Here is a 21,985-nt window from a genome sequence, read left to right as displayed (position 1 = left end):
CGCTGATAAGGCTGTGTGGGATGCAGCCATTGTTCGCCTTCTGCCGGCCCCAACATCGTCCGGAAAGACTAAGCAGGCGTCATACGCCCAATTTTTCCTGCAGTTGTGCCTTGAGCACCTTGCCGGTGGCGTTGCGTGGCAAGGGTTCGAGGGAGCGATAGACCTGGGCCGGCACCTTGTAGGCGGCCAGGCGCGTGGCGATGAAAGCGCGGATCTGTTCTTCATGGGGCAGCGAGCCTGACTGGCCATGCACCGCCAACCCCACCACCTCACCGAGCAACGGATCAGCCATGGCGAAGGCCGCTGCTTCGAGCACGCCGTTCATGTCGAGGATGCAGGTCTCGATTTCCGCCGCGGAGATCTTCTCGCCACCGCGATTGATCAACTCCTTGACCCGCCCGGTGATGCTGAGGAAGCCTTCGTCGTCGAGATAACCGATATCGCCGGTGTCGAGCCAGCCATCACGCAGGGTTTGCGCGCTGGCCTCGGGCAAGTTCCAGTAGGCGCTCATCAGGGTCGGCGAGCGCAGCCAGATCAGCCCGCGGGTGCCAGCCGGTTGCGGCCGCTGGGGGTCATCGCCAATACGGATATCGACAATCGGCAAGGCCCAGCCGGCGGTGGCCGGTTTGTAGACGAAGGGATCGCCACCGATTGCCGCGCCGATGCCGTTGCTTTCGGTCAGGCCATAACCGGCGCCGCCGATCACGTCGGGCTTGAGCTTGAGCATGTTGTCCAGCACCCCGGCGGACGAGGCACCGCCGCCCAGGCCGAGGCCGAACAGGCTGGCGGTGTGCTCGGTGCCGAAGCGCGGTGAAGCCAGCAACTGCTGCATCATCACCGGCGCACCGTTGAACTGGGTGCAACGCTCGTCACGCACCAGGTCCAGCGCCTGTTCCACGTCCCACTTGTACATCAGCAGCAAACGCCGGCCGCCGCGCAGGGCCGAGAGAAACTGCGCATGCAGGCCGCTGACGTGAAACAGCGGGACCGCGGCCAGGGTAGTCGGGGCGAAACCGCTGTTGATCACCACGCCGATCCGTTCCGGGGAACTCATGGCGCAAAATGCGCCCTGGAACTCCAGGGCAAACAGCGCCTGGCAGATCGCCCGATGGCTGGACACGGCGCCCTTGGCACGGCTGGTGGTGCCGGAGGTGTAGAGGATCAATGCGGCCGAATCAGGATCGATCAGCAGGCTGGGCAGTGGTTGTGCCGGGGCACTGATCAGTGCTTCATAACGCCGGCAATATTCCGGCAACGGGCCTTGCGTGGCGCCGACCACAATGGTCGCGCGCTGTTCGCGGTCGAGGTCGCTGCGCAGTGTGTCGAGGCGCGTCTGGTCGCACAGCAGCAGGCGCGAGCCGCTGTCCTGCAGGGCGTATTGCAACTCGTCGCGCAGGCCCCAGCTGTTGAGCGGGACAGCGACCGCGCCACAGCGCTGGATCGCGGCGAACGCCACCAGCCACGCCGGCTGGTTACGCATGGCAATTGCCACGCGTTCGCCAGGTTGAATGGCGAACTGCGCAATCATCTGCCCGGCCAGGCGGTCGGCCTGATCGAAGTATTGCTTGAAGGTCAGGCGTTGGGTCTGCCAGACCAGGAATTCACGGTCACCGTGAACCCGCCCGGCATCGAGCACCTGCAGCAGGTTCTGCGCGGCATGCCGGAAGTAGCGTGGCGCGCCGTCATCGGGGGTCACCACCTCGAATGGCGCACCGGGGGCAATCAATTGCCGCCAGGCGGTTTGCCAGGGTTCTATGTTCATTGTTGTTGTCTCCAGAACAGCTGAAGGGTCTGTGGGATTGGGTCTACTCAACTGCCGAATGCCCCAGCGACCCCTGTGGAGCTCGCCTGCTAGCGATGAGGCCGGCACATCCACCCTCTGCATGGCCTGAGACTCCGCCATCGCTAGCGGGCTAGCTCCCACAAGGGATTTGGGTGGTGCTCAATGCCGGGGCTCAGGTATTGGCCGCATACCGCTCACAATGAAAATCCCGATCCCCCAGGCACGCCTGCGCAACACGCACATGCTTGAGGTACAGGCCGACATCCAGTTCATCGGTGACGCCGATCCCGCCGTGCATCTGCACCGCTTCGTTGGCGACCTTGATCGCGGTGTCGCCGGTTTTCCATTTCGCCAGGCTGACCAGGCGCGCACGGCTACGGGCATCAACACCGCTGTCATCCAGGCTCGCCAGCGCCGCCATCAGCGCGCTGCGGCTCAATGCCAGGTCGACGTACATCTGCGCGGCGCGATGCTGCAGGACCTGGAAACTGCCCAGGCGGGTCTCGAACTGCTCGCGGGTCTTGAGGTATTCCAGGGTAGTGGCGAACAACTGCTCGGCCATTCCCAGCAACTCCGCCGCGAGACACACACGACCACGGTCCAATGCCGTTTCGAGCACCGACCAGCCCTGCCCCAGCTCGCCCAGCAAGGCCTCACTGCCGAGCTGCACCTGATCCAGTTGCAGGCGTGCGACATTGCGCGAATCGATCAACGACACCGCGCTGACGTTCAGGCCCGGCGCATCCCCCGGCAGCAGGAACAGGCTGATGCCCTGGGTATCGCCCAGTTGCCCGGACGTGCGCGCCGCCACCACATAGGCATCGGCGCCAAGACCATCGACCACCGCCACCTTGTCCCCCTGCAAGCGATACCCCGAGCCCTCGACCACGGCCTGCAGGGCGATTCGCCGTGGTTCGTGGCGCGACTGTTCGTCGACGGCCAGGGCCAGGCGTTGTTCGCCACTGATCAGCGCCTGCAGCCAATGAGTCTGTTGTTGCGCGTTGCCTGCCAGGTGCACCAGCGAGCCGCCGAGGACCACGCTGGACAGCAACGGCATGGGTGACAGGTTGCGGCCCATGGCCTCGAAGATCGGCCCCAAGCCCTTGCAACCGAAGTCCAGGCCGCCGAAGGCTTCCGGGAAGGCAATCGCGCTCCAGCCCAGCTCCACTGCGTCGCGCCACAGCTGCGGGTCGAAGCCCAAAGGCGCGGCCTCATCACGCAGTCGACGCTGGGCCGTGACCGGGCTACGGGCAGCGAGAAAATCCCCGGCACTGTCGGCCAGCAAACGCTGTTCATCGCTATAACGCAGGCTCATTGATTGGCTCCTTTCTTCGCGTCGGGCAAGCCCAGCACGCGCTTGGCGATAACGTTCAACTGGATCTCCGAGGCGCCGCCGGAAATGGTCAGCGCGTAGCTGTTCAACCAGGAGCGGGTCACCGCCAACTGCTGTTCGCTGAACGCCTCGCTGTGCCAGCCGAACGCCACGCCGCCCATGGCATCAAGCAGCACTTCGAACTTGTCGCGCTCCTGCTCGGTGTGCACCAGCTTCATGATCGACATCAGGCCACTGACGTCTTCACCGGCCCGCCCCTCCTCGCCCATGCGCTGCACGGTGAGGTTGTAGGCCTGCTCGTTCATCGCGCAGGCGGTGGCCCGAGCGTGCAAGGCGTGCTCGCTTTGGCTCTGTGGTGCGGGTACGTACTCGCGCATCAGGCCCAGCAGGTCGACGTGGGACGGCAGGCTGAATTCGCCGAACTTCGACATCGCCTTGCGCTCGTGTTGCAGCAGGTACTTGGCCAGGTTCCAGCCGCCGTTCAACGGGCCGATCAACTGACTCTTGGGCACTTTCACGGCGTCGAAGAACACCTGGCAGAACGCCGATTTGCCGCTGATCAAATCAATCGGCTGCGGCTTGACGCCGGGGCTGCGCATGTCCAGCACAATCAGGCTGATGCCTTCGTGTTTCGGCGCGCTGAAATCGGTGCGCACCAGGGCGTACATCCAGTCGGACTTGTCGCCGTACGAGGTCCAGATCTTGCTGCCGTCCACGACGAAATGATCGCCGCCATCACGGGCGGCCATTTTCAGGCTGGCCAGGTCGGAGCCGGCGTTCGGCTCGGAGAAACCCTGGCACCAACGCACTACGCCACGGGCGATAGGCGGCAGCAGGTCGCGCTTCTGTTGTTCGCTGCCGTAGGCCAGCAACACCGGGCCGAGCATCCAGATGCCGAGGTTGATCTGCGGTGGCCGGCACTTGATCCGGCGCATCTCGCTTTCCAGCACCGCCAGTTGGTCTTCGCTCAGGCCGGCGCCGCCGTACTCCTCTGGCCACTCGGGGCAGAACCAGCGCTTATCGCGCATGCGCTCGAACCACAGCTGCGCGTCTGCGCTGGGAAACTCCGGATTCTGGCTGCCCCACACCACATCGCCTTCGGCCATCGCGGTGCGCATCGACTGCGGACAGTTGGCCTCCAGCCAGGCACGGGTGTCGTGCCGGAATTGCTCGATAGTGCTCATGAATGTCCCCTTCGACTCGCCCCGGATGCAGGGCGAGTACGGTTCTTTTTGTTGGGTTGGGACCAGCGTCAGCGCTGCGCCCGTGGCATGCCGAGACCGAACTGGGCAATCAGCTCGCGCTGGATTTCATTGGTGCCGCCGCCAAAGGTCAGGGTCACCGAACTGCGCAGCTCGTACTCCAGCTCGCCCTGCAGCAGGGTCGCCGCCGAGCCGCTGCGCATCGAACCATTGGCGCCGACGATGGCCGCCAGCTTGCGCAGGATCTCGATGGCCGATTCCGAGCCGAACACCTTGGTGGTCGAACTCAGGGCCACGTCCATGCGCTCGTGTTCAAGGTCGGCGGCGATGCGCATATTGATCAGGCGCATTGCCTCCAGCCGCGCGTAACACTCGGCCAGGGAACTGCGTACCCAGGCCTTGTCCATCGCCCTCCGCCCTTGTTCGTCGCAGGCCCGCGCCCACAGGTAGACCCGACGAAACAGCGCCACCACCTTGTCCGACCAGGTGCCCAGGCCGAGGCGCTCGTGGTTCAGTTGCGAGGTGATCAGCTTCCAGCCGCCGTGCAGCTCGCCCACCAGCATCTCGTTGGGCACCCGCACGTTGTCGTAGTAAGTGGCCGTGGTCGGAATGCTGGTGGTCGGGATCAGCGTGTGGGAGAAGCCCGGCGTGGTGGTGTCGACGATCAGCAGGGAAATGCCTTTGTGCCGCGCCTGCTCGGGGTCGGTACGGGCCGCCAGCCAGATGAAGTCGGCGGATTCGGCACCCGAGGTCCACAGCTTGTTGCCGTTGACCACAAAGCCGTCGGCGTCCTGGCGGGCGCTGGTTTTCAGCACCGCGAGGTCACTGCCGGCACCCGGTTCCGAGTAGCCGATGGCGAACATGATTTCACCGGCGGCAATGCCTGGCAGGAAGCGTTCTTTCTGCAACGCGCTGCCATGGGTCATCAAGGCCGGGCCGACGGTGCTGATGGTGACGAACGGCAGCGGCGCGCCGGCGATGTTCGCTTCTTCGAAGAAGATCAACTGCTCGGTGGCGGCGAAGCCCTGGCCGCCATGGGCCTTGGGCCAGCCCACCGCCAGCCAGCCATCGCGACCCATCTGCCGGATCGTCTGGCGGAACAGCTCGCCGCCTTCCTTGCCGCGCAGCTGGTCGCGCATGTCCGGGGTCATCAGGGCCTGGAAATAGTCCCGCACCTTATGGCGCAGGGCGTGTTGTTCGGGAGTGAGGTCGACGAACATCTGCTGCTCCTTAGGCTGCGCCGAGAATCAGGCCGCTGGTGGGCACGCCGGTACCGGCGGTGACCAGCACGTTCTGCACATCCGCCACCTGGTTGACCGCCGTGCCACGCACCTGGCGCACCGCTTCGGCGATGCCGTTCATGCCGTGGATATAGGCCTCGCCCAGTTGCCCGCCGTGGGTGTTGATCGGCAACTTGCCGCCGCGAGCGTGGTGCCCGGCACGGATGAACTCCTTGGCCTCGCCACGTTTGACGAAACCGAACTCTTCCAGCTGCGGCAGTACGAACGGGGTGAAGTGGTCGTAGATCACTGCGGTCTGGAACGCCTCCGGCCCCAGACCCGACTGGCGATACAGCTCCCGGGCAACCACGCCCATTTCCGGCAGCCCGGTAATGTCTTCGCGGTAGAACGAGGTCATGCTCTGCTGGCCATGGCTGATGCCCTGGGAGCCGGCCTTGATGGTCACCGGCTTTTGTCGCAGGTCACGGGCGCGCTCGGCCGAGGTGATGACCATGGCCACCGCACCGTCGGACTCCTGGCAGCAATCTAGCAGGTGCAACGGCTCGCAGATCCAGCGCGAGGCCTGGTGTTCTTCAAGGGTGATCGGCTTGCCGTGGAAGAACGCTTGGGGGTTGGTCGCGGCGAAATCCCGCGCCGCCACCGCGACCCGGCCGAAGTCTTCGCTGGTGGCGCCATAGGTGTGCATGTAGCGCTGGGCGAACATCCCGACCCAGGCCGCCGGCGTGTGGAAGCCGTGGGGCATGTACCAGCCGTAGTTGACGTTGTCGAAGGTCGGCGTCGAGGCAAAACCGTAGCTGCCGGTGCCGAAGCGATACCAGGAACGTTCGTTCATCGCCCTATAGACCACCACCACCTTGGCCACGCCGGTCGCCACCGCCATCGCCGCGTGCATCACCGGCCCGCAAGCCGCGCCGCCGCCATGGGGCACCTGGGAGAAAAACTTGACGTCCTTGCACCCCAGCAGCCGGGCGATTTCGTATTCCGGGACCTTGTCCACCGAATAGGAACTGAAGCCCTCGACCTCACTCGGGTCGATGCCGGCGTCCTTGAGCGCGCTCAAGGTGGCCTCCATGGCCAGGCGCAATTCGGTGCGCCCGGAGTTCTTGGAAAATTCGGTCGCGCCCAGACCAACGATCGCGGCACGCCCGGAAATCGATGAATCAGTCATCTGTGTGTCTCCGGCTATCAGGGCAGGACCAGCGCGACCGTGCCGGTCACGTGGTTGCCCATGGAATTTTTGCCGCTCAAGGTGATTTCCACCGAGCGAGTCTGCGCATCGACAGCACTGACGCTGCCACTGAAGGTCATGCAGTCGCCGGGGTAATTCGGCGCACCGAGCTTGATTTTCAGCGCGGTGAACTGCGCCAGCGGACCGGCCCACTGCTCGACGAAACGCTGCACCAGGCCATTGGTGGTGAGGATGTTCATGAAGATGTGCGGCGAGCCCAGTTCCCGCGCCGCTTGCGCATCGTGGTGACCGGGGAAGTAGTCGCGGGTGGCGATAGCACCGCCATTGATCAGGGTCACGGTAATCGGCACCGCCAGTTCCGGCAGGGCTTCGCCGGCCCGCACGTCTTCAAAGCGCTTGGTGTTCTTGGAGGTCATATTTCCATCCCAGCTTGTCGTTATCGTTGAGCCAGTCGCCGAGGCGTTCCAGGTTTGCCGCCGAACCGCCCAAGGCAAGGCTCAGGCCGCGGCTCCAGTAGAGAAAACGGTGAATCGGGTACGTCAGGTCGACGCCAATACCGCCGTGCACATGCTGTGCGGCATGGCCGATGCGGTGCCCGGCTTCACAGGCCAGCCAGGCAGTGGCCAGGGCCTCGCTGGGCGCTGGCAGGTCGGCATCGATTCGGTAGGCCAGCTGCCACAAGGCGGTGCGCAAGGCTTCGACGGCGATATGGGTGTCGGCCATGCTCATCTGCACTGCCTGGAAGCTGCCGATGCTGCGCTCGAACTGCCGGCGCTCGCTGACATAGGCCACGGTGCGGCGGATCTGCTCTTCACTGCTGCCCAGTTGCAGGGCGGCCAGGGCGGCGACGCTGCGCAGCTCGAGCCAGGCCACCGCGTCACTGGGCAACAACGCCGCAGAGTCCACCGTCAGCCCGTCGATGTGCAGGTCGGTGACGGCTTCGCCGTGAGTCAGCACCGCCGGGATCCGTTTGATCTGCGGCGCCGAGAGGTCGAGAAGGACCAGCCGTGGCTGCCCTTCGGCCTGCACCACCAGCAGCGCTGCTGCGGCCTGATCGCCGAGGGACAGGGCCGCGACCCGACCGCTCAAGCTCCAACCCTCTGCCATCGGTTGCGCCTGCAACTCGATGCCCAGCGCGTTGTTCAGGCCGTCCAGGGACAGGCTCAGCAAGGCTGCGCCGGACGCCGCCCGGGCAATCCAGTGGGCATGCTCGCTGGCAGCAAAACGCGCCAGGGTTGCCGCCGCCAGTTGATGCCGCCACAACGGCACCTGGGCCAGGGCCTTGCCCTGGGCCTGCAGCACCAGCATCAGCTCGGTCATACCCAGGCCACTGCCGCCGTGCTCCTCGGGAATCGCCAGGGCCTGCAGGCCAGTCTCGATGCACAACGCCCAGAGCGGCGCCATCATTGGCTCGCCACTGACATCCCACTGGCGCATGTAGTCGTCATGGCAGTGGTCGACAAACAGTCCGTCGGCCATCTCGGCAATGGCGCGCTGGTCTTCGCTCAATTCGAAATCCATTGGGGGCTCCTATGCCTCTACCGGCCGGAATAGCGGCAGGGTCTGCTGGTCATCGAAGGTCTGGAACTCGACCTGCAGACGCTGGCCGACCTTCAATTCGCTGCGCTCGATGCCCACCAGCCCGGCGATCAGGCGCACGCCCTCGGCCAGCTCGATCAGGCCGATCGGATTCGGGTAGTCGAACGGCGGCACTTGCGGGTAATGCATGACCACGAAGGAATACAGAGTCGCCTCTCCACTGGCTTGCACGGTGTCCCAGTCGAAGCTGTGGCATTCGATGCACACCGGGGCCGGCGGATGGCGCAGGGTCTGGCACGCACTGCAACGCTGGATCAGCAGTTGGCCTTGGGCGCAGCCTTCCCAGAAGAACCGCGTGTCATCGCTGATCCCCGGCAGCGGGCGCTTGGGCTTGACCGGTGCAGCGTCGACCTTGGCAGGTGCCTGAGCATGCGCCGGGCGGAACTTGAACACGCGAAACAGTAACTCGCCCACCGGCTCGTCACCGCTGGCCTTTTCGACAAAGTGGCTCATCACCAGGGTGACGAAGAAACCGGTGCCGAGGGCGGTGGTTTTCTCGTCGCTGACCGCATCCAGGCGCGTCGTGTAGTAGAGCTTTTCACCGAGGCGCACCGGACGGGTGAAGCTCAGCTCGGAGTTGACCGCCACCGTGGAACTGTAGTCGTAGGCTTCCATCTCCTTGAGCACCTCGTAGGGGTTCTCGTCGGTGGAGCCAGGCGGATAGTTGTTGGCGTGCAGGCCTTCCATCGTCCACACCTGGAGCATCGCAGGCGGGGCAATCAGGCCTTCATGCTGAGTGCCGAGGGCAAACTGCGGGTCGGTGTACAGCGGGTTGTCGATGCCCATGACTTCGCACCACTGGCGAATCATCGGCGCATTGATTTCGTCCCAGGCGTACACGCGGCCGTACTGGCGGCCCACCAGGGCGCGCACATTGGATAGCAATTGTGGATCAGCCAAAGTCGTCTCCTTCAGAATGAAGGCGGCGCCCGAACTCGGTCGCCGCAGTAGGTCGATCAGGTCGGCAATACTTGCGCGGCACCGAGGAATGCCGGGCGTTCGCCACCGCCGTGCAGCAGCAGGTTGCAGCCGCTGGCATAACTGGCCAGGGGCGATGCGAGGTACAGGCAGGCGTTGGCGATGTCTTCGGCGACTGCCATGCGCGCAGCCGGAATCCCCGCCGCCACAGCGGCAATCCCGGCTTCGGTGCCGTAGTGCAGATGAGCCTGTTCGGTCAGTACCAGCCCGGGGCTGACCGTGACCACCCGTACCTTCGGCCCCCACTCCACCGCCAGCGACTGCACCAACGCCAGCACCCCGGCCTTGGCCGCGCCGTAAGCGGCGGTGCCCGGCGAGGAACGCAGCGCACTGATGCTGCCGATGAACACGATGCAACCGCCCTGCGCCTGGGCCTGCATCAGGCGGTTGGCGTGCTGGGCGACGTTGAACGGGGCGATCAGGTTCAGGTTGATAATGCTTTCGTGAAAGCGCGGCGAGGCCGTGGCCGCATCGGCGGCCGGACTGCCACCGGCGTTGTTGATCACCACGTCGAGACGACCGAAGTCGCGCTCGATGCAGTTGAACAGGCGCTGCAGCGAATCGGGGTCGCGCACATCGGCCGCGATGAAGGTGGCGCGCCTGTCGCCGAGGCTTGGCAGCTGTTCCGGCTCGCGCCGGGCACAGACAATCACCCGGGCGTTCGCCGCCAGGAATCCCAGCGCGATGCCGGCGCCGATGCCTTTGGTGCCACCGGTGATGAGTATCACCTTGGCGCTGAAATCAAGACCCGAATGCAGCTCCATCATGTGCTCCTTTTCTACTGACAAGGCTCACTCTAGGGAGGAACTGCAGGGCAAACTACGTCTGAACGGACGATGAAAGTTCGCCCTCGCGAACAGGACACTGGCGACCATTTACGGCTTTTTCAGGCTTAAGAGGATGACCATGTCCGACGTGTCCGCTACACCGGTCCTGCTGGAACACCCCCTGCCCGGCGTTGCCCTGCTGCGCCTCAACCGGCCCCAGGCGACCAACGCCCTGAGCCTGGAGTTGCAGGCGCTGCTGTCAGAGCATTTCAGCGAACTGGCGCTCGATCCGCAGGTGCGTTGCATCGTCCTGACCGGCGGCGACCAGGTGTTCGCGGCCGGGGGCGACATCAATAGCATGGCCGGGGTCGGTGCCATTGATATCTACAAGCGCCACACTGAGCGAGTCTGGGGGCCGATCCAGCATTGCCCGAAACCGGTGATCGCGGCGGTTTGCGGCTATGCCTATGGCGGCGGCTGCGAACTGGCGATGCACGCCGACCTGATCGTCGCCGGCCGCAGCGCGCGCTTCTGCCAACCAGAGATCCGCATCGGCATCATGCCCGGCATCGGCGGCACCCAGCGCCTGGTGCGCGCGGTGGGCAAGGTCAAGGCGATGCGCATGGCGCTGACCGGGCAGCCGATCACTGCTGAAGAGGCTTGGGTGGCCGGCCTGGTCAGTGATCTGGTGGATGATGATCAGGTGCAAGCCCATGCCCTGGAGTTGGCGCGGGTCATCGCGGCAATGCCGGCGCTCGCTGCCGAGCAGATCAAGGAGGTAATCCTCGCCGGCATGGATGCACCGCTGGAGGCCGGCCTGGCGCTGGAGCGCAAGGCCAATGCGCTGTTGTTCGCTTCGCGGGATCAGAAGGAGGGGATGCAGGCGTTTATTGAAAAACGAGGGGCGCGGTTTGTGGGGAGTTAGGCGCGGGCGATGCGTCATGTGAGCTGCGAATATTCTGTGGGAGCTAGCCTGCTAGCGATGGCTTTTTTCCGGTGTACGCCGAAAGATAGCCATCGCGAACAAGCTCGCTCCTACACAGGAGCAGGGAAGCAAAGGAGCGAACCCATCGCTTAGATACTCATCACCATCTGCCCGCTATCTATACGCAACTCCACCCCATTGATCGCCCTCGCCTCGTCACTGGCCAAAAACAACACACTGGCCGCCACATCCTCGGGCCGGCACATGCGGTTCATCGGGTCGCTGTCGATGGTCAGACGGTCCGGGTCGACACCCTGGGGAAATCCGCCGCGGGTCATATCGGTCAGCACTCCATCCGGGTGCAGGGTGTTGCAGCGGATGCGGTATTTGCGCCGCCGGCACAGCACCGCCACCGAGCGCGACAACGCCGCCACGGCGCCCTTGGAGGCGCTATAGGCCAGGTAATCGTCACGCCCGGCCAGGGCTGCAATGGACGACAGATTGATGATCGAGCCACCGCGGTCCTTCATCAACGCAATGCCTTCACGACAGCCGAGGAACACGCTGTCGGCGTTCACCCGCAGCATTTTGTGCCAGTCGGCGAGGCTGGTTTCTTCGAGGCTACCGCAGATCAGGATCCCTGCATTGTTGACCAGAATATCCAGGCGTCCGTAGTGCTCGCGCAGATGGCCGATCACCTCGCGCCACTGCTCCTCGCTGCTGACATCGTGGCGGATAAAGGCGGCCGCCGCGCCGAGTTCGGTCGCCAGGGCCTGGCCGGCTTCGACATCGAGGTCGCTGATCAGTACCCGCGCGCCTTCGGCCACCAACGCCCGCACGCTGGCGGCGCCGATGCCCCTGGCGCCACCGGTGACCAGCGCCACCTTACCGTGAACCCGGCCGTTGCTGTTTGTTGAGTCGGTCATGGTGTCATCTCATGTGCGTGGGTCGAGGGGGATGGCTGCGCAGCACGGGCCACGCTGGCCCCGGCGCGCCGGCCGGAGAACACACAGTCAGCCAGGGACAGGCCGCTGATGTACAGGTGCGAAGGGATGCCCAAGGCTGTGCGCCCGGCCGCATACAGTCCCGCAATTGCCTGGCCCTGGTCATCCAGTACCGCGCCACTGCCCTCATCCACCCGCAGCCCGCCAAGGGTCAAGGCGCCCAGCGGAAACACCGGGTTGGTCACGGAAATATCGCAGGCGTAAAACGGTCCCTGCTCCAGCACCTGACGCCCGCCCTCGGACTTGCCGAACGGCTCCGGCGCCTCGCCACGGGCAGCGGCGTTGGCGGCCAACACCGAATCGCGCAACGCTGCCGGATCCATCAAGGTGGCGCCGGCCAGTTCGCTCAAGCTCTGGCCCTTGCGCACCTTGAACAGCATCAGTGCCAGCGCCGGAAAACTCTGGAACCACCAATAGCCCCCGAACAACGCCTCGCGAATCGCCTTCTTGCGCAACGGTGCATCGAGCACCAGCCAGGCCTTGCCGCCCTGCTCTTCCATCAATGGCTGGCCGAGGGTGGCGCCGTAGACTTCTTCGTTGCAAAAGCGCTGGCCTTGACGGTTGACGACGATGCCCTTGTGCCAACTGTAGGGCGGATTGAGAAAGCGCCAGGCCGAGACCCGCTCAAGCCCGATGCCCTGCCCGCCAACACTGGCGCCCAGGCGCAGACCGCTGCCATCGCAACCGGTGGCGCCGACCTTGAAGTTGCGACGAAATTTCGGCGCGTGTTGTTCGAGCATCTGCCGATTGAAGATAAAACCGCCGGTACTGAGGATCACCCCGTTGCGTGCCCGAACCCGGCGTGGTCGTGCGAAATCCCGTTCCAGCTGGCAGATTTTCTTGCGCAGCTTGTTGCAGTAGCCCGGGGCAAAGTTCTGCAGGCGTTCAGCGCGCGCCGCGAGGCGGGCATGCAGTTGCGCTTCTCGACTGCCTTCGGCCAGGCACCAGAACTCGACACCCAGCACCCGCCCCTGCGCATCAACCACCAAGCGCCGTGCGGCGGCCTGCAACAGTGGTCGGGCGCCGGCTTTCAGACATGCTGCCTTGAGATGGGCAAACAACACCGCGCCACCCTGGCCCTTGCCCACGGTGCGATGCCCGCGTGGCGCTGGCGGCAACGGCCCGCTGTGGCTCGGTACCAGCTCGTTACCCGAGTAATAAAGGAAGTAGCCATCGGACGGATAGGAAGTCTTTCCCCCCGGCGGCATCTGGTGTCCGTAGGGTGCGCCGTGGCCTTCCAGCCATTGCAGGTTGCTCACGCTGTCGGCACAGAAGCGCCACAGGGTTTCGTCGCTGACCACATTGCAGGTTTCATGCTTGAGGTAGTCGAACATGGCTTCGGGACTGTCGTTGAAGCCGGCCGCCTGTTGATGACGGGTGCCGCCACCGGCATACACCACCCCGCCGCTCTTGGCGCTGGCACCGCCGCCGGTGAAGCGGTCGGCGATCAGCACGTCGGCACCTCGGGCGCATGCCTCAAGGGCGGCACAGGCACCGGCCGCGCCCCAGCCCACTACCAGCACATCGCACAATTGGTCCCAGGCGACGCTGCTGCTGTCGTCCACGTGCAAGGCTGGCAGCACCTCTGTGGCGGGAAGATTTTCAGACATCGACATAGCCCACCTCCTAACCCTGGCGCGCCAGGTGATTGGCGGCGACGTAGCCGAAGGTCATGGCCGGCCCGAGAGTGCCGCCGGCGCCCGGATAGCTGGTGCCCATCACCGATGCCGAGCAGTTGCCGATCGCATACAGGCCGTCGATGGCGCTGCCGTCTTCGCGCACCACCTGGGCGTGTTGGTTGGTCAGCAGACCACCTTTGGTGCCGATATCGCCGGCATCCAGGCGCATCGCATAGAACGGGCCTTTGCGCAGCGGCGCCAGGCACGGGTTGGGCTTGACGTTACTGTCGCCGTAATAGCGGTCGAAGACGTTGCCGCCACGGCCGAAGTCGAGGTCGACACCGGAGCTGGCGTAATCGTTGATTTTGCGCGCGGTGGCTTCCAGGCCGGCGGCATCGACACCGATCTGCCGGGCCAGGCCCTCCAGCGTCTCGGCCTTCCAGTACAGCTTGTTCAGCCACTCTTTGCGCAGGCGGCTGTCGGGCACTACCTGACCCGGCATCAGCGGGCCCATGGCGTAGTTGAAACGGAAATGCGCGTCGAAGATCACCCAGGCTGGAACCGATTTGCCGCCGGTCCTGTTGTCGTCCTTGTACATCGCATCGACGAACTCCAGGTACGGCGCCGCTTCGTTGACAAAGCGCTGGCCCTGACCGTTGACCACGATAGCGCCGGGGAACGCGCGTTCGGCGAAGATCCCCCGGGGTTTTTCTTCACCCGGTACGGCAATGGTCGGTGCCCACCAGGCCCAGTCCAGCAACGCGGTGGCCGCGCCCTGTCCAAGGCCTGCGGTGAGTGCCGCGCCGGTGTTATTGCCCGGCGGAGTGGCACTCCAGGCCTGGCGATTGGGCTTGGGCAGGTACTGGTCGCGCAGCGCCTGATTCTGTTCGAAACCGCCCGAGGCGAGGATCACCCCACGGCGCGCATACAACTGGCGCTCGGTGTCCCCCTGCTGCACGGTGATCCCGGTGACCCGACCGTTGTCACTAATCAGTCCACAAAAATCGGTGTTGAGCCACAGCGGCACCTGACGATCCATTAGCGAGCGGCGCAGCGAGGCCACCAGCGAACTGCCGAGGGAGGCGCGGCGATCAATTTTGCCTTTGCTCTTGCGCCGCCATTTGAAGTCCAGCTTGTAGCGCAGCATCAGCTTCATGATCAGCAGGCGCCAGCCGAAACTGCGAGCCATGACCTTGTGCGCATCCCGCGCGGTCCAGGCGATACAGCCCATCAACAGCGTCGAGGGCGACGGCTTGCGCAGGTTGGCCAGTTCATCGCCGAGCAAGCTGGTGTCGAACAATTCCGGGTCAAGGGTGCGACCACCGGCCAGGGCGCCTGGCAGGTGCGGGTAATAGTCGGGGTACTTGGCCGCCACCGCATAGCGTACCCGGCTGGTGCGGGTGAGCGCTTCGATCATCTTCGGCGCGTTGTCCAGGTAGGCCCGCAGGCGTACTTCCTCGACATGCTCGCCGGCCGCGGCCTTGAGGTAGGTCAGCGCGGTAGCATAGCTGTCGTTGCCGTTGATGCGGGCGAAGTAGTGGTTGTTGGGGATCCAGATACCGCCACCGGAAATCGCCGAGGTGCCGCCGTACTGGTTGCTTTTTTCCACCACCAGGACGCTTAAACCCTGGTCGGCCAGAAATACCGCCGAGGTCATCGCGCCGGCGCCCGAACCGACGACGATCACGTCGTACCGGGCCTGAGACTGAACTTGAGCCGTCATTGTTGTTATGCCATTAGCTGAGGTCAGGAAGAAACCGCCGACGACGCAGCGGGTGCGCTGGCGGAGTGCAGCCCATGATCAGGGGTGCGAAGGGAGGGGTTCATCGTCAATCTGGACTAGGGGCAGTCATCCGCAGCGCTCTCGGGTTCATCGCGGGCAAGCCCGCCCCTGCAGGGATTGCGGTCGAACACAATTTCTGCGTGCACCGCGATCCCTGCAGGAGCTGGCTTGCCAGCGATGAGGCCAACCCATTCACCACAGGAAATGGGGATTACACCCTGGCCCTTCTGGCCGCCCACGGATGGGCCTGTTCCAGTTGTGCGGCGAGGCGCAGCAGGACGTCTTCGCCGCCCAGGTGTGCGGTGAACATCATGCCCACCGGCATACCGCTGTCGCTCTGGCCCAGCGGCAGGGAGATTGCCGGTTGGCCGCTGACGTTGGCCAGCACGGTGAAGCCGGCGCTGCCCATGGCGTGGTTGACATAGGTGTCCCAGGGTTGGTCGAGGGACAGCAGGCCGAGTTTCGGGGTGAGGCTGCCGGTGACCGGCGACAGGATCACGTCATAGCGCTCGAAGTGCTGTTCCATGGTCGCGCCAATGCTTTCAAACGACTGCCGTGCACGGTACAGGTCGACGCTGCTGCCGCCTTTCGAGCGTTGCAGGTTGACCCGGGTGATCTGTTCCAGATCCTGGGCCGTGGCCTCGCGACCAAGCACTTGCTGACGCTCCTCGATCAGGCTGCGCAGCGCAGTGCCGATGACCATGCCGTGGGCGCCGAACAACTGCCGTGGATCGACATTCAGCGTCAGCTCGTCGAGTTCATGGCCGAGGGCTTGCAGTTGCTTGATGGTCTGCTCCAGAGTCGCGGCAATCGCCGGTTCCAGCGGCGCACCGGTCAGCGACTGGCGGACCACCGCGACCCGCAATTTGCCCGGTTCGCGCTGCAGTTCTTCGACATATGGCCGTGCCAGCGGCGGCAGCCAATAGGCGCTGCCCGCTTCATGGCCCTGCCCGGCATCAAGGAACAGCGCGGTGTCGCGCACCGTACGTGAGACCACATTGGCCACGCTGGCACCGAACCAGCCTTCGAAATGCAGCGGTCCGCTCGGGGTCCGGTAGCGGCTAGGCTTGAGCCCGACCAGTGCGCAATAGGACGCCGGAATCCGTATCGAGCCGCCGCCGTCGGTGGCGTGGGCCACCGGCACAATCCCCGCCGCCACTGCCGCCGCCGCGCCACCGGACGAGCCACCGGCACTCATGGCCAGGTTCCATGGGTTGCGGGTCTGGCCCCAGGCCAGGGATTCGGTGGTGGTGGTCAGGCCGAACTCCGGGCAGGTGGTCTTGCCGAACGGCACCGCGCCAGCCTGCTCGTAGCGGGCGATCAGGGTGCTGGTGCGGGCCGCCGGTGGCGAGTCCTTGAACATCCGACTGCCGTTGCTGGTGACGGTGCCCTGCAGGCCGGTATTGAGGTCCTTGATCAGTAGCGGCACGCCGGCCAGGGCGCCCTGGTTCAGGGTGCCCGCGGCGCGGCGGCGGGCGAGCACGTCGCGGGCGTAGGCCTCGTGCAGCATGTTCACCGCATTAACCCTGGGATTGACCTCGTTGTAACGCGCCAGAGCCGCCGCCAGCAGCTCGTCGGCGCTCAGTTCACCGCTGCGGATCGCTTGGCTCATGGCCCAGGCATCCATGGCCTGGTAGTCGCCGGCCGACAGCCCTTGGGCACGGACCTCGGCGAAGCGTCCCAGAAGGCCGACGCCAACAGCGACGGCTCCGGCCTTAAGCACACTGCGGCGCGGCCAGCCGGTGGTGGATGGTGGTACGGGGTTGTCTTGGTTTTCCATGGGTACGGTCGCGCCCTTGTCGTAAGTGATCGGGAAGTGGTTCGCGGTCGGCGCTGCGGATCACATCATCGGTGCCGCAGCGGATTTGCGCCAGCGAATCGCCGGCGCTGCAATCAGTCGCAGGTGACCCCAGCCAGCATGGCCGCCAGGTAATGCTCGCCATAGGGCGGCAGCAGGCCCCATTCGCGACGCGGATCGTGGGCCGGGGCCTTGAACACGGTGCGCATATGACTGAACTGCAGAAAGCCTTCGCGGCCGTGGTAATGACCCATGCCGGAAGCGCCGATACCGCCGAACGGCGCATCGTGCAGGGCGGCGTGCATCATCACGTCGTTGATGGTCACCCCACCGGACAGCGTCTGCTCCAGCACCTGGCGTTGCTCGGCGTGGTCCTCGCCGAAGTAGTACAGCGCCAGCGGCCGTGGCCGGCTATTGATCTGGGCGATGACCTGATCCAGGTCGTGGTAACTCAACACGACCATGGCCGGGCCGAAGATTTCCTCGTGCATGATCTGGGTGTCCGCCGGCGGATCCACCACCACCCGCAGCGGTCGACGGCGGTCTTCGCTGTCCACCGGCAGGACTTCGGGCAGGCATTCGATACGCGCGCCACGGGACTCGGCGTCCGCCACCAGGCCTTCGACCCGCTGCAAATGACGCTGATTGACCACCGCCACCACATCCGGATTACCTGCGACTGTCGGGTTGAGGTCGCGATAGGCACCGCGCAAGGCCGCGAGGAAGTCTTCAAGCTGAGCATTGGGCACGTAGACCAGGTCCGGGTTGATGCAAATCTGCCCACCATTGCTGGCCTTGCCGGCGGCGATGCTGAAGGCGGCTTTCTGCAGGTCGGCACTGCGCGACACGATCACCGGCGACTTGCCGCCCAGCTCCAGGGTCACCGGCACCAGGTTTTTCGCGGCGTTGGCCATGACCAGTCGACCGACCGCCGTGCTGCCGGTGAACACCAGGTGATCGAACGGCTGGCTGCTGAAGGCTTCGCCCAACTCAGGCCCGCCGTTGACCACCGCCACCACCCGCGGGTCGAGGTGTTCGGCGCACAACTTCGCCAGCAGTTCGGCGGTGCGCGGCACCACTTCCGAGGGCTTGAGGATCGCCCGATTGCCGGCGGCCAACGCCGAGGCCAGCGGGCTGAACAGGGTATAGAGCGGCGCATTCCAGGTGCCGAGGATGCCCACCGAGCCTTTGCCCTGATACATCACCCAGGCGCGGGCGCCGAGTTGATCATAGGGCGCGAACACTTCACGCGGCTCGTCCTGCATCCATGCCTGCAAATGATCGCGAGCGTATTTGAGCGAGGCCAGCGCACCCAGCACGTCGTTCATCAACGAAAAACCGGCGGGACGTCCGCCAAAGTCTTGGTCGATAGCGGTGGTCAATGCCTCGTGGTGCTGCACCAGCAAATCGATGACCTGTTGCAGGCGCTGGCGGCGGGTGTCGGCACTGACATGGCCGGCGCTGGCAAAGGCGCTTTGCTGTTGCGCCAGCAGGCTGCCCAGGGCCTGTGGTGAAGACGTCGCTGAACTCATTGTTATCCCCTTGCAGGTTGGCTCGATGGCCGGTGAGCGCCCGATGCGCCTGGCGCTACCCTAGCCGCGCCGCGCCCTGTGCGACCACGTCCAATCGGACGATGTCCCTGCATTAGCGTTAGTCCGTTGAGACGATGTTTGGCCACCACAATCGCCCAATACTGGCCATACGAAAATCCCCACCCCATGAGGCCAGTCATGGCAATGCAAAACATCAGTTTCGATCCCCAGGCCTTCCGTGCCGCGCTTGGCACCTTCACCACCGGGGTCACGATCATCACCACCCAGAGCGAAGACGGCTCGCCGGTGGGCATCACCGCCAACAGTTTCAACTCGGTGTCGCTGAATCCGCCGCTGGTACTGTGGAGCCTGTCCAAGCAGGCGCGCAGCCTGCCGGTGTTCAGCAACGGCAAGCACTGGAACGTGCATGTGTTGTCTACCGAGCAGGAGACCCTGTCCGGCCGTTTCGCCACCCAGGGCGAAGACAAATTCGCCGAAATCGAGTTGGACAACGGCGTCAGCGAGGCACCGTTGCTGCAGGATTGCACCGCGCGTTTCCAATGCCGCACGGCGTTCCAGTACGAGGGCGGCGACCACGTGATTTTCGTTGGCGAAGTGCTCGCCTTCGACCACAGCGACCGCGCGCCGCTGGCGTTCCAGAGCGGTCAATATGCCCTGGCCACGCGCAAGCCACGCAGCGAACTGCGCCTGGCGACCACCCCGCCGCCACCGGAGTGCAGCTACACCGAAGACCTGCTCGGCTATCTGCTGGGCCGTGCGCACTACCAGGCGTTGAACGCCTTGCGCCAGTTGCTTAACAGCCAGCAACTGGATGAGCAGTCGTTTTTTGTGCTGTCGATCCTGTGCATCCGCGACAACATGACCCTCGACGAAATCAACACCTTCGTCACCTACACCGGCCGTGAAGTGACCCTGGCGAGCATGCGTTTCCTCGAGCGCCAGCGCCTGGTCGCCTTCGAAGGCAGCAGCGAAGCGCTGCGCTTTGTGCTCACAGCCCAGGGCCGCGAAGTCTCGGTGCATCAACTGGCATTGGCCAAGGCCGTGGAAGAGGACCTGTCGAGCAAGCTCGGTGCCGCCGACGCGCAAGCCCTGAAAGTCCTGCTCAAGCGCCTGATCGTGGTCAGTGACCCTGGCTTGCCTGACCTGTGGGCGCCGCGATGACCGTGCACCAGGGCGCGTTGCCGGCGGCCAAAGTCGGCTGGCGCAGCCATGGCCTGCTGCTGTTGCTGGCCCTGGTGTTTGCCGACAACTTCGTCGGCCGGCAGATCCTCGCGGTGATGGTCGAGCCGATCAAGGCCGAGTTCGGCGTCGGCGATACCGCCATCGGCCTGATCTCCGGCCTGGCGTTTGCCGCGGTCTATGCGCTGATGGGCCTGCCGGCGGGTCGGCTGGTGGACCGCATGCCGCGCGTGCGCCTGCTGGCCCTGTCTTGTCTGCTGTGGGCGCTGGCGACCATCGCCTGTGGCTGGGCCGGCAGTTTCGTGGCGCTGGCGGTGGCGCGGATGCTGGTGGCGATCAGCGAGTCGCCGACCACCTCGGCCTCGCTGTCGTTGATCGCCGACCTGTACCCGCCGCAACGGCGTTCGTTCGCCATCAGTTGCTTTACCGCAGCGCCGACCTTTTCCTCGATCATCGGCCTGAGCATCGGCGCCTGGGTGGTCGAGCACTACGGCTGGCGCAGCGCATTTATCGCCCTCGGCCTGCCGGCCCTGGTGTTTTGCACCATCCTCGCCGCGCTGGTCCGTGAACCACAACGCGGGCGCTGGGATCTCACACCCCACGCCCCGGCCCACCCGGCGCTGCTCGGCATGGGTGCCGAAGCCCGCAAGTTGTGGGCGTTGCCGGCCTACCGCTGCCTGATCCTCGCCGGCGGCCTGACCACCCTCAGCTCCTATGCGGTGGGCATGTGGAACACCAGTTTTCTGGTGCGCTCCCATGGCCTGTCGCTGCAACACGCCGGCTTGCTGGCGGGGGTCATCTGCGGTATTTCGGCGGGTATTGGCGGGCTGTTCAGCGGCTGGCTCAGCGACCGCCTGTGCCGGCGTCATCCGCACTGGCAGGTGTCGATTCCAGTGATCGGCCACCTGACGGCCCTGTGTGCGCTGGTCCCCTACCTGCTGTGGTCTGACACCCTGCTGACGCGCCTGGGCAACGTGCCGATTCCCGCTGCCATGCTCTGGTGCGCGCTGTATTCGTTCTTCGCCGTGTGGTGGGTCGCGCCGTCGTACAACCTGGTCACCCAGCTGGTCCCGGCCCCCCGCCGCGGCACCGCCATGGCCCTGCAGACCATCGTCAGCACCCTGCTCGGGGTCGGCGTCGGACCGCTGCTCACCGGCCTGCTCAGTGACCTGTTGCTGCCGCAATTCGGCCAGCAATCACTGCGCTACGCGCTGCTACTGGTGAACCTGCCGATCCTCTGCGCCGTGCTGTTGCTGCTGCGCACCGCCCGCCACGCCGCCCCCTCCCACTATCGCCACGCCGGATAAGCTGCCATGGCCACAAACCTCGCCACCGCCCTGCCCAGCCCCCGCGAACGCCTGCTCGAGGCCGCCGCCGAACTGTTCGCCGAGCACGGCTACCAAGCCATCGGCCTGCGCGACCTGGCCAGCCACCTCGGCCTGCAACCCGGCTCGCTGTACCACCACATCGACAACAAACAGGCGTTGCTCTTCGAGCTGATCGAGAGCGGTTTGAGCGACCTTGTGCAGCACACCAGCCAACGCTTGAAAGGCGCACGCAGCCCTGGCAAACGCCTGGAATTGTTCGTGCGCGGGTTCATGGAATTTCATGCCGAGCAACCGCACCCGTTGAGCTTGATCTGCCGTGAATTTACCAATCTGGACGAGGGGCAGAAGCGGCGCATTGTCGGTTTGAAGGAGCAGTATGCGGCGCTGCTGCGGGGGATCATTGGCGACGCCGAGGGCGGAATGGCTAATGCGGTGATTGGGCTGTTGTTCGGGCAGGCGCATTGGTACAGCGCGGTGGCGAGCGAGGCGCAGGTGAGTGAGGGGGTGAGGCGGCTGGTGGGTTTGGCGTCGGCGGTTCGTTCGACATAGGACTGCCCCCACGCTGCCTGCCAGCGGGGGGCGAGACGGTCAGCGCTTCATCCAGGGTTCGGCAATGCTCAAGGTAATCAGGTAGCGATCCTCCGTAGGCCGCTTGTCATCCTTGAATCGACGCACCGACATCATCACCTGATAAAGATCATCGG

General features: G+C 65.0%; 18 protein-coding genes. 4 read left to right on the top strand and 14 right to left on the bottom strand.

Annotation, left to right across the window (positions count from 1 at the left end):
* Positions 1–79: 79 nt before the first annotated feature.
* The 9 genes from NR126_RS26270 to NR126_RS26230 form a co-directional block, all read right to left on the bottom strand.
* Positions 80–1,762 (bottom strand): class I adenylate-forming enzyme family protein, encoded by a 1,683-nt coding sequence (locus tag NR126_RS26270; protein WP_256832315.1) that lies wholly within the window; start codon positions 1,760–1,762, stop codon positions 80–82.
* A 193-nt stretch (positions 1,763–1,955) separates the two neighbouring features.
* The gene (locus NR126_RS26265) at positions 1,956–3,098 is read right to left on the bottom strand and encodes an acyl-CoA dehydrogenase family protein (protein WP_256832314.1); all 1,143 of its coding nucleotides are present in this window, start codon (positions 3,096–3,098) and stop codon (positions 1,956–1,958) included.
* Complete coding sequence (locus NR126_RS26260) at positions 3,095–4,300, bottom strand: acyl-CoA dehydrogenase family protein (protein ID WP_256832313.1); 1,206 nt, start codon at positions 4,298–4,300, stop codon at positions 3,095–3,097. Before NR126_RS26260 ends, NR126_RS26265 begins: the two co-directional genes overlap by 4 nt.
* A gap of 68 nt (positions 4,301–4,368) precedes the next feature.
* Positions 4,369–5,538 carry an acyl-CoA dehydrogenase family protein gene (locus tag NR126_RS26255; RefSeq protein ID WP_105755281.1) on the bottom strand — a complete coding sequence of 390 codons (1,170 nt, stop codon included), beginning with the start codon at positions 5,536–5,538 and terminating at the stop codon, positions 4,369–4,371.
* A 10-nt stretch (positions 5,539–5,548) separates the two neighbouring features.
* Positions 5,549–6,727 (bottom strand): lipid-transfer protein, encoded by a 1,179-nt coding sequence (locus NR126_RS26250; RefSeq protein WP_105755282.1) that lies wholly within the window; start codon positions 6,725–6,727, stop codon positions 5,549–5,551.
* A gap of 17 nt (positions 6,728–6,744) precedes the next feature.
* A complete protein-coding gene (locus tag NR126_RS26245) occupies positions 6,745–7,164 on the bottom strand; it encodes a MaoC family dehydratase (RefSeq protein ID WP_105755283.1) in 420 nt (139 codons plus the stop codon).
* A complete protein-coding gene (locus NR126_RS26240; RefSeq protein WP_256832312.1) occupies positions 7,136–8,269 on the bottom strand; it encodes an acyl-CoA dehydrogenase family protein in 1,134 nt (377 codons plus the stop codon). The genes NR126_RS26245 and NR126_RS26240 overlap by 29 nt, the downstream gene beginning before the upstream one ends.
* Positions 8,270–8,278: 9 nt before the next feature.
* Complete coding sequence (locus NR126_RS26235) at positions 8,279–9,247, bottom strand: bifunctional MaoC family dehydratase N-terminal/OB-fold nucleic acid binding domain-containing protein (protein WP_105755285.1); 969 nt, start codon at positions 9,245–9,247, stop codon at positions 8,279–8,281.
* A gap of 56 nt (positions 9,248–9,303) precedes the next feature.
* Positions 9,304–10,089: an SDR family oxidoreductase gene (locus NR126_RS26230; protein ID WP_256832311.1), complete on the bottom strand. Its 786-nt coding sequence runs from the start codon at positions 10,087–10,089 to the stop codon at positions 9,304–9,306.
* A 142-nt stretch (positions 10,090–10,231) separates the two neighbouring features.
* On the opposite strand from NR126_RS26230, the gene NR126_RS26225 reads away from it, so the two are divergent.
* Positions 10,232–11,017: an enoyl-CoA hydratase gene (locus NR126_RS26225; protein WP_105755321.1), complete on the top strand. Its 786-nt coding sequence runs from the start codon at positions 10,232–10,234 to the stop codon at positions 11,015–11,017.
* A gap of 149 nt (positions 11,018–11,166) precedes the next feature.
* On the opposite strand, the gene NR126_RS26220 is transcribed toward NR126_RS26225, so the two are convergent.
* The 5 genes from NR126_RS26220 to NR126_RS26200 all read right to left on the bottom strand — a co-directional run bounded on the left by NR126_RS26220 (position 11,167) and on the right by NR126_RS26200 (position 18,780).
* Positions 11,167–11,943 carry an SDR family oxidoreductase gene (locus tag NR126_RS26220; RefSeq protein ID WP_105755287.1) on the bottom strand — a complete coding sequence of 259 codons (777 nt, stop codon included), beginning with the start codon at positions 11,941–11,943 and terminating at the stop codon, positions 11,167–11,169.
* Entirely contained in the window at positions 11,940–13,637 is a 1,698-nt protein-coding gene (locus NR126_RS26215; protein WP_105755288.1) for an FAD-binding protein, read from the bottom strand. The genes NR126_RS26220 and NR126_RS26215 overlap by 4 nt, the downstream gene beginning before the upstream one ends.
* A gap of 10 nt (positions 13,638–13,647) precedes the next feature.
* Positions 13,648–15,363, bottom strand: a complete 1,716-nt coding sequence (locus NR126_RS26210) for an FAD-dependent oxidoreductase (protein ID WP_256832310.1) — start codon at positions 15,361–15,363, stop codon at positions 13,648–13,650.
* 271 nt (positions 15,364–15,634) lie between these two features.
* Positions 15,635–17,203 carry an amidase gene (locus NR126_RS26205; protein ID WP_256832309.1) on the bottom strand — a complete coding sequence of 523 codons (1,569 nt, stop codon included), beginning with the start codon at positions 17,201–17,203 and terminating at the stop codon, positions 15,635–15,637.
* 113 nt (positions 17,204–17,316) lie between these two features.
* A complete protein-coding gene (locus NR126_RS26200; RefSeq protein ID WP_256832331.1) occupies positions 17,317–18,780 on the bottom strand; it encodes a coniferyl aldehyde dehydrogenase in 1,464 nt (487 codons plus the stop codon).
* A gap of 171 nt (positions 18,781–18,951) precedes the next feature.
* On the opposite strand from NR126_RS26200, the gene NR126_RS26195 reads away from it, so the two are divergent.
* Genes NR126_RS26195 through NR126_RS26185 form a run of 3 tightly spaced genes read left to right on the top strand, consistent with a single transcriptional unit; the run spans position 18,952 to position 21,830 of the window.
* The gene (locus tag NR126_RS26195; RefSeq protein ID WP_105755292.1) at positions 18,952–19,935 is read left to right on the top strand and encodes a flavin reductase family protein; all 984 of its coding nucleotides are present in this window, start codon (positions 18,952–18,954) and stop codon (positions 19,933–19,935) included.
* Positions 19,932–21,260, top strand: coding sequence for an MFS transporter (locus tag NR126_RS26190; protein WP_105755322.1), 1,329 nt, complete (start codon positions 19,932–19,934; stop codon positions 21,258–21,260). Before NR126_RS26195 ends, NR126_RS26190 begins: the two co-directional genes overlap by 4 nt.
* A 6-nt stretch (positions 21,261–21,266) precedes the next feature.
* On the top strand, positions 21,267–21,830 hold the full coding sequence (locus tag NR126_RS26185; protein WP_256832308.1) for a TetR/AcrR family transcriptional regulator: 564 nt from the start codon (positions 21,267–21,269) through the stop codon (positions 21,828–21,830).
* Positions 21,831–21,985: the final 155 nt, after the last annotated feature.

Origin of the sequence: Pseudomonas sp. Pse1, from assembly GCF_024519635.1 — a bacterium.
Lineage (GTDB): Bacteria > Pseudomonadota > Gammaproteobacteria > Pseudomonadales > Pseudomonadaceae > Aquipseudomonas.
This window is presented reverse-complemented; position numbering and strand designations above follow the sequence as displayed.

Coding starts and splice junctions, on each gene's coding strand:
- NR126_RS26245 (WP_105755283.1), bottom strand. CDS start 7,164: ATGACCTCCAAGAACACCAAGCGCTTTGAAGACGTGCGGGCCGGCGAA.
- NR126_RS26270 (WP_256832315.1), bottom strand. CDS start 1,762: ATGAACATAGAACCCTGGCAAACCGCCTGGCGGCAATTGATTGCCCCC.
- NR126_RS26210 (WP_256832310.1), bottom strand. CDS start 15,363: ATGACGGCTCAAGTTCAGTCTCAGGCCCGGTACGACGTGATCGTCGTC.
- NR126_RS26265 (WP_256832314.1), bottom strand. CDS start 3,098: ATGAGCCTGCGTTATAGCGATGAACAGCGTTTGCTGGCCGACAGTGCC.
- NR126_RS26205 (WP_256832309.1), bottom strand. CDS start 17,203: ATGGAAAACCAAGACAACCCCGTACCACCATCCACCACCGGCTGGCCG.
- NR126_RS26190 (WP_105755322.1), top strand. CDS start 19,932: ATGACCGTGCACCAGGGCGCGTTGCCGGCGGCCAAAGTCGGCTGGCGC.
- NR126_RS26220 (WP_105755287.1), bottom strand. CDS start 11,943: ATGACCGACTCAACAAACAGCAACGGCCGGGTTCACGGTAAGGTGGCG.
- NR126_RS26195 (WP_105755292.1), top strand. CDS start 18,952: ATGGCAATGCAAAACATCAGTTTCGATCCCCAGGCCTTCCGTGCCGCG.
- NR126_RS26215 (WP_105755288.1), bottom strand. CDS start 13,637: ATGTCGATGTCTGAAAATCTTCCCGCCACAGAGGTGCTGCCAGCCTTG.
- NR126_RS26260 (WP_256832313.1), bottom strand. CDS start 4,300: ATGAGCACTATCGAGCAATTCCGGCACGACACCCGTGCCTGGCTGGAG.
- NR126_RS26240 (WP_256832312.1), bottom strand. CDS start 8,269: ATGGATTTCGAATTGAGCGAAGACCAGCGCGCCATTGCCGAGATGGCC.
- NR126_RS26225 (WP_105755321.1), top strand. CDS start 10,232: ATGTCCGACGTGTCCGCTACACCGGTCCTGCTGGAACACCCCCTGCCC.
- NR126_RS26250 (WP_105755282.1), bottom strand. CDS start 6,727: ATGACTGATTCATCGATTTCCGGGCGTGCCGCGATCGTTGGTCTGGGC.
- NR126_RS26255 (WP_105755281.1), bottom strand. CDS start 5,538: ATGTTCGTCGACCTCACTCCCGAACAACACGCCCTGCGCCATAAGGTG.
- NR126_RS26230 (WP_256832311.1), bottom strand. CDS start 10,089: ATGGAGCTGCATTCGGGTCTTGATTTCAGCGCCAAGGTGATACTCATC.
- NR126_RS26185 (WP_256832308.1), top strand. CDS start 21,267: ATGGCCACAAACCTCGCCACCGCCCTGCCCAGCCCCCGCGAACGCCTG.